The sequence below is a fragment of the Pseudomonas nitroreducens genome, assembly GCF_014204515.1.
Classification (GTDB): Bacteria; Pseudomonadota; Gammaproteobacteria; order Pseudomonadales; family Pseudomonadaceae; genus Pseudomonas; species Pseudomonas nitritireducens_A.
This window is the reverse complement of the sequence record NZ_JACHLI010000055.1, coordinates 1-15589: the sequence shown is the minus strand read 5'-3', so window position 1 is coordinate 15589 and position 15589 is coordinate 1. Positions and strand designations below refer to the sequence as shown.

General features: G+C 67.1%; 12 protein-coding genes. 6 read left to right on the top strand and 6 right to left on the bottom strand.

The window, feature by feature from the left end; translation table 11 throughout:
• Positions 1–7: 7 nt before the first annotated feature.
• From accB to HNP46_RS34265, 4 genes are all read right to left on the bottom strand, one after another.
• Complete coding sequence (accB, locus tag HNP46_RS34280) at positions 8–469, bottom strand: acetyl-CoA carboxylase biotin carboxyl carrier protein (protein ID WP_184598340.1); 462 nt, start codon at positions 467–469, stop codon at positions 8–10.
• 24 nt (positions 470–493) lie between these two features.
• Positions 494–937: a type II 3-dehydroquinate dehydratase gene (aroQ, locus tag HNP46_RS34275; RefSeq protein WP_184598375.1), complete on the bottom strand. Its 444-nt coding sequence runs from the start codon at positions 935–937 to the stop codon at positions 494–496.
• A gap of 150 nt (positions 938–1087) precedes the next feature.
• The gene (gene dsbD / locus HNP46_RS34270) at positions 1088–2941 is read right to left on the bottom strand and encodes a protein-disulfide reductase DsbD (RefSeq protein WP_184598373.1); all 1854 of its coding nucleotides are present in this window, start codon (positions 2939–2941) and stop codon (positions 1088–1090) included.
• Positions 2942–3102: 161 nt separating this feature from the next.
• Entirely contained in the window at positions 3103–4011 is a 909-nt protein-coding gene (locus HNP46_RS34265; RefSeq protein WP_184598337.1) for a LysR family transcriptional regulator, read from the bottom strand.
• Positions 4012–4120: 109 nt separating this feature from the next.
• Here HNP46_RS34265 and HNP46_RS34260 point away from each other — a divergent pair, with 109 nt between their 5' ends.
• On the top strand, positions 4121–5218 hold the full coding sequence (locus HNP46_RS34260; RefSeq protein WP_184598334.1) for a polyamine ABC transporter substrate-binding protein: 1098 nt from the start codon (positions 4121–4123) through the stop codon (positions 5216–5218).
• A gap of 188 nt (positions 5219–5406) precedes the next feature.
• Positions 5407–6369: an agmatinase gene (gene speB, locus HNP46_RS34255; protein ID WP_184598331.1), complete on the top strand. Its 963-nt coding sequence runs from the start codon at positions 5407–5409 to the stop codon at positions 6367–6369.
• Between the two features lie 158 nt (positions 6370–6527).
• Here the strand turns inward: speB and HNP46_RS36315 are convergent, their stop codons facing one another.
• On the bottom strand, positions 6528–7115 hold the full coding sequence (locus tag HNP46_RS36315) for a methyl-accepting chemotaxis protein (RefSeq protein WP_409372489.1): 588 nt from the start codon (positions 7113–7115) through the stop codon (positions 6528–6530).
• Between the two features lie 1513 nt (positions 7116–8628).
• Complete coding sequence (locus HNP46_RS34245; protein WP_184598326.1) at positions 8629–10239, bottom strand: response regulator; 1611 nt, start codon at positions 10237–10239, stop codon at positions 8629–8631.
• A 287-nt stretch (positions 10240–10526) separates the two neighbouring features.
• Between HNP46_RS34245 and HNP46_RS34240 the strand changes: the two genes are divergently transcribed.
• The 4 genes from HNP46_RS34240 (at position 10527) to speA (ending at position 15015) form a co-directional block, all read left to right on the top strand.
• Complete coding sequence (locus HNP46_RS34240) at positions 10527–11591, top strand: DUF2333 family protein (protein ID WP_184598324.1); 1065 nt, start codon at positions 10527–10529, stop codon at positions 11589–11591.
• Between the two features lie 3 nt (positions 11592–11594).
• Entirely contained in the window at positions 11595–12134 is a 540-nt protein-coding gene (locus tag HNP46_RS34235) for an NUDIX hydrolase (protein ID WP_184598320.1), read from the top strand.
• Between the two features lie 322 nt (positions 12135–12456).
• Entirely contained in the window at positions 12457–12828 is a 372-nt protein-coding gene (locus HNP46_RS34230; protein WP_015479046.1) for a translation initiation factor Sui1, read from the top strand.
• A 273-nt stretch (positions 12829–13101) separates the two neighbouring features.
• Complete coding sequence (speA, locus tag HNP46_RS34225; RefSeq protein WP_184598317.1) at positions 13102–15015, top strand: arginine decarboxylase; 1914 nt, start codon at positions 13102–13104, stop codon at positions 15013–15015.
• The last annotated feature ends 574 nt before the right edge of the window (positions 15016–15589 follow it).

Below are 15589 nucleotides of genomic sequence, written 5' to 3'. Positions count from 1 at the left end.
CCGCGCTTTAAACGATGGTGAACAGGGGCTGGTCGAATTCGACCGGCTGGCCGTTCTCCACGAGGATCTGACCGATCACGCCACTGGTCTCGGCCTCGATGTGGTTCATCATCTTCATGGCTTCGACGATGCAGAGGATGTCGCCTTTCTTCACGCTCTGGCCGACTTCGACGAAGTTGGCGGAGGTCGGCGAGGCGGCGCGGTAGAAGGTGCCGACCATCGGCGAGCGCACGGCGCCGGCGAGGTTCTGCGCAGCCGGGGCGGCTTCGGCGGCCGGGGCAGCAGCGGCAGCGACCGGGGCGGCGGCAGGAGCCGGAGCGTAGACCGGGGCCGGAGCATAGACCGGCTGGGCCGGGGTCTTGCTGTGGCGGCTGATGCGGACGGACTCTTCGCCCTCTTTGATCTCCAGTTCGTCGATGCCGGATTCTTCGAGCAGTTCGATCAGTTTCTTGACTTTACGGATGTCCATCAGTGTTCGCTCTCCCAGGTGAGGTCACGGGCGTTCAAGTTGTTCGAGGGCGGATTCCAGGGCCAGGCGGTAGCCTGTGGCGCCCAGACCGCAGATCACCCCTACCGCCACGTCGGAGAAGTAGGAGTGATGCCGGAAAGGTTCACGTTTGTGCACGTTGGAGAGGTGCACTTCGATGAATGGGATGCTCACTGCGAGCAATGCGTCACGTAGAGCGACACTTGTATGCGTGAAAGCAGCCGGATTGATCAGGATGAAGTCCACGCCTTCGCTGCGCGCGGCGTGGATCCGGTCGATCAGTTCGTACTCGGCGTTGCTCTGCAGGTGCAGCAGGTGGTGGCCGGCCTCGCGGGCGCGGCGCTCCAGGTCCTGGTTGATCTGCTCGAGGGTGACGGAGCCGTACTTGTCGGGCTCGCGGGTGCCCAGCAGGTTGAGGTTGGGCCCGTGCAGTACCAGTAAGGTCGCCATCTGGATGCTGTAGTCCTTGTTCTTGGCGGGATAAAGATAGGGCGGGACTATGCCGGAAAGCCGGCGTGACTGTCCAGTCATGCCGGTTTTGCCGTAGATGTCAGCATGTTGCCAGCCGATTACGGCAAAACCATTGCAATCAAACTGTGATCAGGAGCGCGTTCCAGCCTGTTTCAGGCGGTCGGCGAGGGTCGCGGCGTCGGTTTCGCCGATGATGCGCAGATCGCTCCATTCGTCGCCTTTGGGCGAGAAGAACAGCAGCGCGGGCGGGCCGAACAGGTTGTAGCGGTCGAGCAGGGCGCGCTGTTCCTCGGTGCTGGCGGTCATGTCGAAGCGCAGCAGGACGAAGCCGGGCAGTTGCGCCTGGACCTCCGGCGCCGGCAGCACCTGGCGCTCGATGATCTTGCAGCTGATGCACCAGTCGGCGTACCAGTCGAGCAGCACCGGGCGCCCGGCGGCCTGGGCGCTGGCCAGGGCGGCGTTGAGCTGCGCCGGGGTGGTGAGGTTCTGCCAGTCGCCGGGCGTGGAACTGGGCGGACCGGCATGGGTGCGTACGCCGCTGCGGCCCAGCGGGTGCAGCGGGTCGGACTCGCCTTGCAGGGCGCCGGTCCAGGCGGCCACGGCGTAGACCAGCAGCATCAGGCCGAACAGCTGGCCCAGGCGCTGCAGCGGTTTCTTCGGCCCCAGTTCGAGGGTGCCGATGGCCAGGGCGACGCCGCCGGCGAGGGTGCCCCAGAGGGTCAGCGAGACCGGGCCGGATACCAGGCGGTCGAGCATCCAGATGGCCACCGCCAGCAGCATCACGCCGAAGACGTTGCGCACGCCGTTCATCCAGGCGCCGCTCTTGGGCAGCAGCGCGCCGCCGCCGACCGCGAAGATCACCAGCGGCGTGCCCATGCCCAGGCCCAGGGAGAACAGCAGCAGACCGCCGCCGACTGCGTCGCCGGTGCTGCTGATGTACAGCAGCAGGCCGGCCAGCGGGGCGGTCACGCAGGGCGACACCAGCAGGCTGGAGAGCACGCCCAGGGTCGCCGCGCCGGCGATGGAGCCGCCGCGGGTATTGTTCGCCACGTTGTCCAGGCGTTCGCGGATGAAGCCCGGCAGGCGCATCTCGAACACGCCGAACATGGCGACGGCGAAGACCACGAAGAAGGCCGCGAAGGGGATCAGCACCCAGGGCGACTGCAGCATCGCCTGCAGGTTGAGCTTGGCGCCGAACAGGCCCATCAGGGTGCCGAGCACGGCGTAGCAGGCCGCCATCGGCAGCACGTAGGCCAGCGACAGCGCCAGCCCGCGCATGCCGCCCGGACGGCCGCGCAGGACGACGCCGGAGAGGATCGGCAGCATCGGCAGCACGCAGGGGGTGAAGGTCAGCGCCAGGCCCAGCAGGAAGAAGATCACCAGCGCGCGGCCGAGCTTCTTGATCTTGCCCGGCTCGTGGTCGCCCAGCAGGCTGGCCAGCGGGTTGCTCGAAGCGGCGGCGGACTTGGCGGCAGCGGAAGGCGCGGGGCCGGTCAGCACGCTGGCGGCCTGGCCGTCGGCGATCTGCAGGCGGGTGGTTTCCGGCGCGTAGCACAGGCCCTTGTCGGCGCAGCCCTGGTAGCTGACGACCAGGGTGAAGGGCTGGTGCTGCGGGTTGACCAGTGGCACGTCGATATCGGTGATGGCGTAATAGACGACGGTGTCGCCGAAATAGTCGTCGTGATGCTGCTTGCCCGGCGGCAGTTTCACCTCGCCGACGCTCACGCCACTGTCGGCGGGCTCGACCTTGAAGCTGAAACGGTGCTGGTAGAGGTAGTAGCCATCGGCATTGATGAAGCGCAGCTTCACCTGCTGGCTGTCGCTGTCCTCGACGCTGACGCGGAAGGCTTCGGCCACCGGTAGGAAGTCACCCTTGGCCGGTTGCGCCACGGAGAAGCCGCCCTTGTCGGCGGGTTTGTCGAACAGGCCGGCGGAGGCGGGCAGGGCGACCAGGAGCAGGAGCAGGGTGAGCAGGCGGCGCATGGACATCTCGCGGACTACGGAATGGGCGGACATATGGGTGGCGGGCATGATAGCGGAAAGCTTCCGGCGCGGCCCGCGATGCCGCCGGATCAGCTGTCACAAGACGTGATCGCGGCTGTGGGACTTCGCCCACGAGGCTCGGTTCTCCAGGCGCCGCTGCGTCAATCCGCCGCGTGCTGGCCGAAAGCCGCCAGCAGGTCGCTGACGAAGGCCTGTTCGGCATCGCCGGGATGACGGCCGCGGTGGCGGGTCAGGCTGAAGGCCACCTCGAAGTCCAGTTCCCCCGGCAGCAGTTCGCGTAGCTGGCCGCGCTCGATCCAGGGTTGCGCGACATGTCGGGGCAGGTAACCGATGTGGGCGCCGGAGAGGATGAACGCCAGGCTGCCGTCCACCTGTTCGCAGCGTGCGCTGCTGCGGCTGGTCTGCAAGGGCTCGTCGGCGGCGATGAAGCGATAGGGGTGCAGCACCTGGTCGGCGTCGGCCAGGGAATCGCGGGTCGGCTTTCCTTCCGTGAAGGCCGGATGGCCCGCGCCGCAATACAGGCCCTGGGATTCGCTGAACAGCGTCTGGTGCTCCAGCGCCGCCTGGGTGCCGGCGAAATAGCCGACCGCCAGGTGCAGTCGGTCCTGCAGTAACAGACGTTCCAGTTCGGCGGGCGTGGCGGTGAGCAGTTCCAGGCTGACCGCCTCGTTGCGCTGGCGGAATCGCCGGATGGCGTCGGACAGCCGCGCCAGCACGCTTTCCTCGAGACTTTCCGACAGCCCGATGCGCACCTCGCCCAGCAGCTTGTCGGCCACGCCGCGCGCCTCGTCGCGGAAGCCCTCGATGGCAACGAACAGCCGCCGCGTCGATTGCAGCAGGTGCTCGCCCTTGGGCGTCAGGCGGAAGCCGCCCTTGCCGCGCTCGCACAGGCGATAGCCCAGGCGCGTCTCCAGCTTGGCCATCTGGATGCTGATGCTCGGCTGGCTCAGCCCCAGCTCGCCCTGCGCGGCGCTGAAGCCACCGCACTCCACGACGGTGACGAACAGGCGCAACAACTGCAGATCGAGGTCGCGCAACTGGCTGAGCATGATCGTCTCCAAACATTGTTCGAGTGAAATGCCAAAGTAATTAACTTTGTATTTTTACAAAGTAAAGCCCGCGCCATGCTCGCCCCATAACCACAACAACCCTGAGGCGATGATCATGCGTGTGTTTCCCTGGGCGACCCTGGCGGCTTTGCTCGCAGCCCTGGCCATGCCCCTGCAGGCGCAGGAGCGGGTGCTCAACCTGTACAACTGGGCGGATTACGTCGGCGCCGATGCCCTGCAGCGGTTCCAGAAGGAAACCGGCATCCGCGTCAAATACGACACCTTCGACAGCGCCGAGGTGCTCGACAGCAAGCTGATGACCGGCCGCAGCGGCTACGACGTCGTCTTCCCCGCCAGCAGCGGGCTGGCCCGCGCGATCCAGGCCAAGGCCGTGCAGCCGGTGGACGACGCGCAACTGAAGAACTTCGCCAACCTCGACCCGGAGCTGCTGGCCAAGCTGGCCGCCATCGACCCCGGCAACCGCTTCGGCGTGCCCTACACCTGGGGCACCGTGGGCCTGGCGATCAACAAGGACGAGGTGCTCAAGCGCATCCCCGATGCGCCGTTGGACAGCCTCGACCTGCTGTTCAAGCCCGAATACGCCAGCCGCCTGGCCGACTGCGGCATCTCGCTGATCGACTCGCCCCAGGAGGTGATCAGCGTCGCGCTCAACTACCTGGGCAAGTCGCCCTACAGCACCGATGCGGCCGATCTCGTCCAGGTCAGCCAGTTGTTGCAGAAGCTGCAGCCCAACGTGCGCTACATCGCCAGCGGCAAGCACATCAACGACCTGGCCAACGGCAGCCTGTGCGTCGCGCTCACCTACACCGGCGACGCGCTGATGGGCGCCGCCCAGGCCAAGCAGGCGAACAAGCCTTTCGAGGTGATCTACCGGATTCCCAAGGAAGGCACGCTGATCTGGTTCGACACCATGGCCATCCCGGTGGACGCGCCGCACCCGCAGGAAGCCCGCGCCTTCATCGACTTCATGCTGCGCCCGGACTCCATCGCCGAGCTGACCAACACCCTGTACTTCGCCAACGCCAACCTCAAGGCCACGCCTTTGCTGAATGCCGACGTGGCGGGCGACCCGGACATCTACCCGGCGCCGGCCATGCGCCAGAAGCTGTTCGGCGAGCAGTTGCTGACCTTGAAGCAGCAGCGCGAGCGCACGCGGCTGTGGTCGGCGTTCCGGACCCGTAGCTGATTCGTGCGCGCTTGCCCTCTCCCTAGCCCTCTCCCTGAAGGGAGAGGGGACCGTTCGGTGCAGGTTGAAGCCTGAATGTCAGCCGGCACGATCTGCTCCCTCTCCCTTCAGGGAGAGGGCGGGGGAGAGGGTGGTACCGCAGGCACCGACCTAGCAGGACAAACCATAAAGACATCGATGAGGACACCATGGATCTCGCCCAAGACAACGACCAGGCCATCACCCGCGACAGCCTCTACGGCACCGCCGCCGAATCCACCTACGCCGGCATCACCAGCTTCATGCGTCGCCGCTACAGTCGCGATCTGAAAGGCGTCGACCTGGTGGTCAGCGGCGTGCCCTTCGACACCGCCACCACCAACCGCCCCGGCAGCCGCTTCGGGCCGCGGGCGATTCGCGCCGCCTCGGTGCAGATGGCCTGGGCCCGGCACTTCCCCTGGGAGTTCGACCCCTTCGACCACCTGGCGGTGATCGACTATGGCGACTGCTCCTTCGACCACGGCGTGCCGCAGGAAACCCCGGAAGTCATCGAAGCCCACGCCGCACGCATCCTCGATGCCGGTTGCGCACTGCTGACCCTGGGCGGCGACCACTTCATCAGCTACCCGCTGCTCAAGGCCCACGCGAAGAAGCACGGCCCGCTGTCGCTGATCCACTTCGACGCCCATAGCGACACCTGGCCGGACGAGGATTGCCAGCGTATCGACCACGGCACCATGTTCTACCACGCCGCCCGCGAGGGGCTGGTGGACCCGGCGCGCTCGGTACAGGTCGGCCTGCGCACCACCAACGACGACGTCATGGGCTTCCAGGTGCTGGATGCCCGCGAGGTGCACCGCAACTCGCCGCAGGCCATCGCCGAGCGTATTCGCGCGCGAGTTGGCGACAACCCCGTGTACCTGACCTTCGACATCGACTGCCTCGACCCGGCCTTCGCGCCCGGTACCGGCACCCCGGTGTGTGGCGGCCTGAGCTCGCACCAGGCGCTGGAAATCCTCCGCGCCCTGCGCGGCATCAACCTGGTAGGGATGGACGTGGTGGAAGTCGCGCCACCCTACGACAGCGCCGAGATCACCGCCCTGGCCGGCGCGACTTTGGCGATGGAGATGGTTTGCCTGTACGCGGCGCGGCACAAGCTGGGTGAGCGCTGAGTCCGCTTTGAACCGCCCCGGCGCCTGAGCCCATCGGAGAAACCGGACGTAGGATGGCGTGGAGCGCAGCGATACCCATCGATCGCCGCGTGCAGGCAGCATGGGTATCGCTGCGCTCCACCCATCCTACAAAAGCCTGATCCCAGACTCGCGCTACGTCAGACCCGGAACGCCCGCACCGCGGTATGCAACGCCCCACCCAGCTCCTGCAGCTGCTCGCCCTGGCTACGCCCCTGGCCGATCAGGCGCAGGTTCTCGCTGCCCAGCTGATGAATGCGCTCGCTATGGGAACGGATCTCGCTCACCGCACCGCTCTGCTGGGCGGAGCTCTCGGCGATGCGCTCGGCCATGCTGGCGATGGTACGGATGGCGCCGACCACCTCGTCCAGCGCGCCCTCGGCGGCGCCGGCCTGGTTGGCGGTGACTTCCGCGTGCTCGACCTGGCTGCGCATGGCATCCACCGACTGCCGCGCGGCCTGCTGCAGGCGTGCGGTGAGCTGCTGGATTTCCTCGGTGGCGCCGGCGGTGCGCAGCGCCAGTGAGCGCACTTCCTCGGCAACCACGGCAAAACCCCGGCCCTGCTCGCCCGCCCGCGCGGCCTCGATGGCGGCGTTGAGCGCCAGCAGGTTGGTCTGCTCGGCGATGGAGCGGATCACCCCCAGCACATTGCCGATGGTGGCCGATTCCTCCGCCAGGTTCTCGATGGCCTGGGCGTTGTTCTGCACTTCGTCCACCAGCGCGCGCATGCCGTTGAGGCTGTTGCCGATCACCTGCTGGCCCTGTTCCACCGCCATGCCGGCGGCGTGGCTGGCCGAGGCGGCCTGGCTGGCGTCGCCGGCCACCTGCTGGATCGCCGCTTCCATGTCGCCCAGCGCATCGCGGATTTCCCCGGTGTCGCTGGCCTGGCGTTCGGCGCCGACGTGCAGGCCGCCGCTGAGCTCGGCCAGGGCGCGGCTGCTGCCGGCCACTTCCTCGGCGCGCTGGTGGATGGTGCCGACCAGGGTGCCGAGGAAATCGCGCAGGCGGTTCAGCGATTCCTGCAGCTCCACCAGGTCGCGGGTGCGGGTGGCCAGGGCGATGGGTTTGGCGAAGTCGCCGCGCGCCCAGGTCGACAGCGCCGGGACCAGTTGCCCGAGCACGCGCGCCAGGCGCCGTTGCAGGGTGTCGATGAGCAGCGCGGTGGCGAGGATCAGGGCGATCAGTGCGCCCTGGATCACGCGCACCTGCGCCTGGATCTTCGAGCGTTCCTCGCGCACCTGCGGCTCCAGGGTCGCCAGGGCCTGCTGCACGGCGCCCAGGCGCTGGGCGGTGGCGTTGGCCAGTTGCTGGCGCTGGGTGATCAGCTGGCGGGTGCGGTCGAGTTCGTCGGGGTAGCGGCGCAGCACGCTGGCGAGGTCGCGCTTGAGGGTGACGCCGCGGTCCTCGCTCTGCGCCTGGGCGGCCGGCTGGGAGTCCAGCCCCATCATCGCGGCGAAGTCGTCGGAGGCGGAGGCCTGTTGTTCCAGCACGCCCAGCAGCGGCAGGGTGTCGATGCGCTCGGCCAACTGGCGCAGGGTTTCCAGTTCGCGCTGGATATCCTCGGCCAGCGCCGGGTTGCCGCTCTCCACCAGCTTGGCGCGGGCGTGGGCCAGGCGCGTCAGGTGCAGGCCGGCCTGCAGCAGCGGGCTGCGATAGTCGGCGGCGGCGGGGTTCTGGCTGGCGTCGGCGTAGGCGCCGAGCTGGTCCAGCGCGGCCAGCAGGTCGCGTTCGGCCTGCAGCAGCAGGCCCTGCGGATCACCGGCCAGCTTGCCGGCGGCGAGCAGTTGACTGCCGCTGAACTGGCGCAGCTCGTCGAGGCTCTGGCCGAGCAGCCGGCCGAGGCTGTCCGGCAGTTGCGGCAGTTCCTCGGCCAGCTCGTCCAGTCCCTGCTGGGCGGCTTTCTGCTTCAGCGCATCGCCACTGGCGAGGTACGCCTGGATGTTCTGCGCGACCTTGCGCTCGAAGCCCTGGGAGAGTTCCAGGTAACGGTCCATCAACGTGAAGGGACGCTCCAGGGCGCGCTGCGACCACCACAGGGTGGCGCCCAGGGCGAGGCAGACGAGCAGGAGCAGGACGGTGTTGAGGTTGGTGAGCAGCTTGAGGCGCATGGCAGGTCTCGACCGACAGCGGAAAAACGGCGAGTCCTGAACCTATTGCAGTTTGGTTACTGGCTGATGACACGGTGCCAGCATTCGGTCGGAAAATGGCGTGGCAGAGCGCCGCGCCGGACCGGCGGTGGGATCAGCGGTAGACCTCGACGCGGTTGCGGCCGCCGTGCTTGGCGCGGTACAGCGCTTCGTCGGCCTGCTTGGCGATGGTCTTGATGTCCATCTCCGGGCCCAGTTCGGCGATGCCGCAGCTGAAGGTGCAGGACAGGTCCTGAGGCTGCGCCGGGTAGTGGATCTCGGCGAAGCGCTGGCGGATTTCCTCCAGCACCTTGCGCGCCGACTCGGCATCGGTGTCCGGCAGCACCACGGCGAATTCCTCGCCGCCGTAGCGGCCGATGTGGTCGGTCTTGCGCAGGCGCTGCTTGAGGAACAGCGCCAGGCTCTTGATCACCCGGTCGCCCATGGGGTGGCCGTAGGTGTCGTTGACCCGTTTGAAGTGGTCGATGTCGAGCATCGCGAAGGTCAGCGGGCGCTCGTCGCGGCGCGCGCGGAAGCGGGCGTCGTCGAGCAGTTGCAGGGTATGGGTGTGGTTGTACAGGCCGGTGAGGCTGTCGCGCACCATGCGTGCCTTCAGGCTGCGCGCGCGGGCGGCGCGGTTGCGCACGGTGGCGATCAGGTGGCGCGGCTTGATCGGCTTGGTGAGGAAGTCGTCGCCGCCCTCGCTCATGGCGTCGAGCTGCTTGTCCAGGTCGTCCTCGGCGGACAGGTAGATGATCGGCACGCTGACATAGCGCTCGTGCTGGCGGATCACCTTGGCCAGCTCGGTGCCCAGGCATTCGGGCATGTACATGTCGAGGATGATCAGGTCGGGCTGGAACTCGGCGAGCTCGGCCATCACCGACAGCGGCGCGGTCAGCGCGCGGGTGACGATGCCGGCGCTGTTGAGCACCATCTCGGTGTGCGCGGCCTGGGCGCGGGAGTCGTCGACGATCAGCACGCGGAACGGCTCGTAGTGCGCCACGCGGGTCAGCGTCTCGATCTTCTCCAGCAGGCCGGAGGCGTCCAGCGCACCGCTGAAGAAGTCCAGGCCACCGGCGCGGGCGGCGGCCAGGCGGGTGGGAGTGTCGGTCTCTTCGTGGCTGAAGAACAGCACCGGCAGCTTCTGCTTGAGGCCGGCCTGGGCCTCGTCGGCCAGGGCCAGGCCCTGGCCTCCGGCGAAGTCGATTTCCATGACGATGGCTGCCGGATGGCGGTCGGCCATGGCGGCGCGGAAGGCGTTGGCGTGCTCGCAGGGCTGGGCGGCCATGCCGAAGAATTCCAGCTGCTGGGCCAGCCGCTCGGCGCGTTCCAGGTCCTGCAGGGCCAGGTAGACCGGCTTGCGCAGCGGCGGCAGGCTGGTCTGCTCGAACTGGTCGCCATGCCGCAGACCGGTGCGCGACAGGCGCTGCATCAGGCGGTTGAGCTCGCTGATCAGCTCGCTGGAGAGGCGCCCGCGGTTGTCCTGCACGGCGCGCAGGCACTGGTCGATGGCCTTGGCCAGGTCGGCATGCTCGGCCTGTTCGAAGCGCTCGGCGTAGCGTTGCAGGCGCAGGCAGGCTTCGGCCAGCTCGGCCATGCCGGCGCTGTTCCATTCCGAGCGCGACAGGCGCTGCCAGACTTCCAGGAGGTGGCGCGCCTGGTGGATCACTCGCTGGGCGAAGTGATGCTTGAGGCGGTCGAGAGAGGGATCGTCGAGCTCGGTCATCGCACGCTTCTTCGTAAGCCGTACCGGCGGCCTGCGGGGCGGAGATGTTTCCGCCGTGATACACACTGATGGCCCTATGCTACCAATCTTGCATGGCAATAACAGTGCCTTCGGTCAAACATTGAGCGCTTTGTAATTCACCCCATTACCGCGCACCATGCGCAGGGTAGGCTTCGCCCAGCCGCCCGCGTGGGGCATGCTGGGGCGCTGGGACCGAAGATTCCGGCACCCTTGGGGCGCAAACCGGTCCAAGCTAACTTCGAATTCGGGACGTTAAGGAACTTGCCATGTGGAACTGGAAGAAACGCGGCTCCGTGCGCGATCGCGTGGATGACTCGGTAGACAACGTGCGCGCCTATGTCGGCGGCCCCTGGCTGGTGCGCGTGCTGGGCGGCCTGCTGGGTGCCTACCTGGTGGTCTGCGCGGTGATCGGCTGGTACTGGAGCCAGGAGCCTGACCTCTTCCCGGTGCAGCAGAACGCCCAGGCCGCCGCCGAGCGCGCCGGCCGGCAGATGGTGGTGGGCTACACCACGGTGGAGACGCTCAAGGAAGTGGTCGGCACCATCCTCAACAAGCCGGGCGGCTACCTGTCCAACGACATCTTCCCGCCGGGCGTCTGGCTGGACAACATGCCCAGCTGGGAGTACGGCGCCCTGGTCCAGGTGCGCGACCTGTCCCGCGCGCTGCGCAAGGACTTCGCCCGCTCGCAGTCGCAGTCCACCGAAGACGGTGACCTGGCACGCGCCGAGCCGAAGTTCAACTTCGACAACAAGAGCTGGGCGCTGCCGTCCTCCGAGTCGGAATACGCCGATGGCATCAAATCCCTGGACCGCTACCTCGCCCGGCTCTCCGCCGATCCGGCCGGCGCGCAGTTCTATGCCCGCGCCGACAGCCTGAACAACTGGCTGGGCGACGTCTCCACCCGCCTGGGCTCGCTGTCCCAGCGTCTTTCGGCCAGTGTCGGGCGGGTCAAGCTGAACACCAACATCACGCCGATGCAGCCGGTGGTGCCCGGGCAGGCGCCGGAAGTCGAGGAAGTGATCCAGGAAACCCCCTGGCTGCAGATCGACAACGTGTTCTACGAAGCCCGCGGTCAGGCCTGGGCGCTGTCGCACATCCTGCGCGCCATCGAGGTGGATTTTGCCGACGTGCTGGCGAAGAAGAACGCCACCGTCAGCGTGCGCCAGATCATCCGCGAGCTGGAGGCCGCCGAGGCGCCGCTGTGGAGCCCGATGGTCCTCAACGGCAGCGGTTTCGGCGTGCTGGCCAACCACTCGCTGGTGATGGCCAACTACATCTCCCGCGCCAACGCCGCGATCATCGACCTGCGCCAGCTGCTGGCCCAGGGCTGATCCATGGCGCTGATCAGCGACAAGGAAGCCGCCCACCGGGCGGCTTCGGACGCCGAGAAGATCGCCTGGGTCGACGACGACGACCAGTTGCTGGGCAGCCTGCCGCGCGCCGAACTGCGCGCGCGCGGGCTGATCGGCCGCGGCACCTTCATCCTGCTGTTCAACTCTGCCGGTGAGCTGTGCGTGCACCGCCGCACCCTGAGCAAGGCGGTCTACCCCGGCTACTGGGACCCGGCCGCCGGCGGCATGGTGCAGGCGGACGAGAGCTACGCCGAATCCGCTGCTCGCGAGCTGGAGGAGGAACTGGGCATCGCCGGCGTCGAACTGCGCGCCCACGGCACCTTCTTCTTCGATCAGCCGGATAATCGCCTGTGGTGCGCGGTGTTCTCTGCCGTTTCCGATGCGCCGCTGTTCCTGCAGCCCGAAGAGGTGCTGGAAGCGAAATTCATCGACCCACACCAGGCGCTGGCCGAGGCCAAGGCGGGCACGCCTTATTGTCCGGATTCGCTGGCGGCGTTGCGCAAGTACCTGGTGAGTTTCTGACCGGGTCGGAGCGAACGTTGAGACATCGCGGACGGAGTCCGCTCCTACGCAGAGGCTGACCCTGGCGTAGGAGCGGACTTTGTCCGCGATCGCTCGATCCGACTTCCAGATACCGTGAAAACCACCGATGTCGCCAAACTGCCGATCAATGACGCATTTCCGGTCTTAGCATTTGCCCTCAATGCTGCTAAATTGCGCGACCTTTCCGGCAGGGTCCTCCACCGGGAATTGCGCAGCCCCTGCCTGAGTGGGGCGTCGCGGTCGGCGCCAGCCGGCCATTCGTTGACCTGGCCCGCAGAGGCCAATCCTGGGGAAACGCCCGGTGGTCAAGAAAGCATCCTCCCTGTCCGCCCTCGGCGGGCTCGTCTACTCCACTGATTCCGGCCGGCATTGCCCGGACTGCAATCAGCCCATTGGCGCGTGCATCTGCAAGCAGGCCGAGATTCCGGCCGGCGATGGCATCGCTCGCGTGCGTCGGGAAACCAAGGGCCGCGGCGGCAAGACCGTGACCACGGTAACCGGCGTGCCGCTGGCGGCCGATGCGCTGAAGGACCTGGCCACCGCGCTGAAGAAGCGTTGCGGCACCGGTGGCGCGTTGAAGGACGGCATCATCGAGATCCAGGGCGACCACGTCGACCTGCTGCTCGAAGAGCTGACCAAGCGCGGTCTCAAGGCGAAGAAATCCGGCGGCTGAGTCACTCGGCCAACCAGCTGCTCCCCTGTCGAGAACGGGTTCCAGGCGATGCGCACGCTGTGCATCGTCGGCAAGCCCTTTCCCTAGATGGGAGATTTATCGGTGCGCCCTGGGCGTGTCGTCGGATTTTCCTAAACTTACCGCCAGCCCCGGCGGTCAACACGGCAACGTCACGAGGCCCGGCTAGGTTTATCCCACCAGGCCTTGACGACTCACCCGCACGCCGGGCGGACGCCTGCACACATTCGCGCAATCTTGAGGAGACCACCCCGCATGGCCGCTAGACGGACCCGCAAAGACGACGGCAGCAACTGGACCGTGGCTGACAGCCGCAGCATCTACGGAATTCGCCACTGGGGCGCTGGCTACTACGCCATCAACGACGCCGGTAACGTGGAAGTTCGCCCGCAGGGCGCCGATGCCCAGCCGATCGATCTGCACGGGCTGGTCGAGCAGCTGCGCGAGGCGGGCCTGTCGCTGCCGCTGCTGGTGCGTTTCCCGGACATCCTCCAGGACCGCGTGCGCAAGCTCACCGGCGCCTTCGACGCCAACATCGCGCGCCTGGAGTACGGCAGCCGCTACACCGCGCTGTACCCGATCAAGGTGAACCAGCAGGAAGCGGTGGTGGAAAGCATCATCGCCACGCAGAACGTCTCCATCGGCCTGGAAGCCGGCTCCAAGCCCGAGCTGATGGCCGTGCTGGCCCTGGCGCCCAAAGGCGGCACCATCGTCTGCAACGGCTACAAGGACCGCGAGTTCATCAAGCTGGCGCTGATGGGGCAGAAGCTCGGCCACAACGTGTTCATCGTGATCGAGAAGGAATCCGAGGTGCAGCTGGTGATCGAGGAGGCCGCCGTGATCGGTGTGCTGCCCCAGGTCGGCCTGCGTGTACGCCTGTCCTCCCTGGCTTCCTCCAAATGGGCCGACACCGGCGGCGAGAAGGCCAAGTTCGGCCTGTCCGCCGCCCAGCTGCTGTCGGTGGTCGAGCGCTTCCGCGCCGCCGGCTTGGACCAGGGCGTGCGCCTGCTGCACTTCCACATGGGCTCGCAGATCGCCAACCTGGCCGACTACCAGCACGGCTTCAAGGAAGCCATCCGCTACTACGGCGAACTGCGCGCTCTCGGCCTGCCGGTGGACCACGTGGACGTCGGCGGCGGCCTGGGCGTTGACTACGACGGTACCCACTCGCGCAATGCCAGCTCGATCAACTACGACATCGACGACTACGCCGGTGTGGTGGTGGGCATGCTCAAGGAGTTCTGCGACGCCCAGGGCCTACCGCATCCGCACGTGTTCTCCGAGAGCGGCCGGGCGCTGACCGCGCACCATGCGGTGCTGATCACCCAGGTCACCGACGTCGAGCGGCATAACGACGAAGTGCCGACCATCCCCGACCGCAGCGAGCAGCCGGAGATTGTCCAGTGGCTGGCCGACCTGCTCGGCCCGACCGACGCCGAGATGGTCACCGAGACCTACTGGCGCGCCACCCACTACATGAGCGATGCAGCCGCGCAGTACGCCGAAGGCAAGATCAACCTGGCGCAGAAGGCCCTGGCCGAGCAGTGCTACTTCGCCATCTGCCGGCGCCTGCACAACCAGCTCAAAGCCCGCCAGCGCTCGCACCGCCAGGTGCTCGACGAGCTCAACGACAAGCTCGCCGACAAGTACATCTGCAACTTCTCGGTGTTCCAGAGCCTGCCCGACACCTGGGCCATCGGCCAGGTGCTGCCGATCCTGCCGATCCATCGTCTGGAAGAAGAGCCGAACCGTCGCGCCGTGCTGCAGGACCTGACCTGCGACTCCGACGGCAAGATCACCCAGTACGTCGACGAGCAGAGCATCGAGACCAGCATGCCGGTGCACGACGTGAAGGAAGGCGAGGACTACCTGATCGGCACCTTCCTGGTCGGCGCCTACCAGGAAATCCTCGGCGACATGCACAACCTGTTCGGCGACACCGACTCGGTGAACGTCTACCAGAACGCCGACGGCAGCTACTACCACGCCGGCATCGAGACCCACGACACCATCGAGGACATGCTGCGCTACGTGCACCTGTCGCCCGAGGAACTGATGACCCACTACCGCGACAAGGTCGCCGGGGCCAAGCTCACCGCCCGCGAGCGTACGCAGTACCTCGATGCGTTGCGCCTGGGGCTGACCCGCTCGGCTTACCTGTCGTCCTGATGTTTGTGATGCACGAGTAACGAAAAGCCCCGCTTCGGCGGGGCTTTTTCTTGCTCTTCGCAGGAGCGAGCTTGCTCGCGATCCGACCTCGCAGCTGGGTTGTTCGCGAGCAAGCTCGCTCCTACAAGAACCCATGCGCCAGTGCTCCGCACTTGTAGGGGCGGATTTATCCGCGATGTTCTCCAGCCGCGGCGGGCCATCGCGGACGGAGTCCGCTCCTACGCAGCCCTCTGGCGCCGGAGTTGGATCGTAGGAGCGGATTTATCCGCGATGCTCTCCAGCCGCGGCGGGCTATCGCGGACGGAGTCCGCTCCTACGCAGCTCTCTGGCGCTGGAGCTGGACTGTAGGAGCGGACCTTGTCCGCGAAAGCCCGCGCGGCGGAGTCGTCGTCGTCCGGGAGATACCATGGCATGGGGCGCGCTTCATCCACCGCGCACAGTCTTCCAGGCCGACGTGGCAGTGGGACTTCGCGGACAAGGTCCGCTTGTATGGCGTTAGGGTAGGAACCTGTCGGGGGTGGAGGGACAAAGTCCGCTTCTGCAAGCCAGACGGTAGGAGACTTCCCCCGCCCAC

Bases quoted from the DNA above. Each gene is read 5' to 3' on its own strand.
- HNP46_RS34245 (WP_184598326.1), bottom strand. From the start codon at position 10,239: ATGACCGAGCTCGACGATCCCTCTCTCGACCGCCTCAAGCATCACTTC.
- speB (WP_184598331.1), top strand. From the start codon at position 5,407: ATGGATCTCGCCCAAGACAACGACCAGGCCATCACCCGCGACAGCCTC.
- HNP46_RS34235 (WP_184598320.1), top strand. From the start codon at position 11,595: ATGGCGCTGATCAGCGACAAGGAAGCCGCCCACCGGGCGGCTTCGGAC.
- HNP46_RS34240 (WP_184598324.1), top strand. From the start codon at position 10,527: ATGTGGAACTGGAAGAAACGCGGCTCCGTGCGCGATCGCGTGGATGAC.
- aroQ (WP_184598375.1), bottom strand. From the start codon at position 937: ATGGCGACCTTACTGGTACTGCACGGGCCCAACCTCAACCTGCTGGGC.
- accB (WP_184598340.1), bottom strand. From the start codon at position 469: ATGGACATCCGTAAAGTCAAGAAACTGATCGAACTGCTCGAAGAATCC.
- HNP46_RS34265 (WP_184598337.1), bottom strand. From the start codon at position 4,011: ATGCTCAGCCAGTTGCGCGACCTCGATCTGCAGTTGTTGCGCCTGTTC.
- HNP46_RS34260 (WP_184598334.1), top strand. From the start codon at position 4,121: ATGATCATGCGTGTGTTTCCCTGGGCGACCCTGGCGGCTTTGCTCGCA.
- dsbD (WP_184598373.1), bottom strand. From the start codon at position 2,941: ATGCGCCGCCTGCTCACCCTGCTCCTGCTCCTGGTCGCCCTGCCCGCC.
- speA (WP_184598317.1), top strand. From the start codon at position 13,102: ATGGCCGCTAGACGGACCCGCAAAGACGACGGCAGCAACTGGACCGTG.
- HNP46_RS36315 (WP_409372489.1), bottom strand. From the start codon at position 7,115: ATGCGCGCGCTGGTGGACGAAGTGCAGAACAACGCCCAGGCCATCGAG.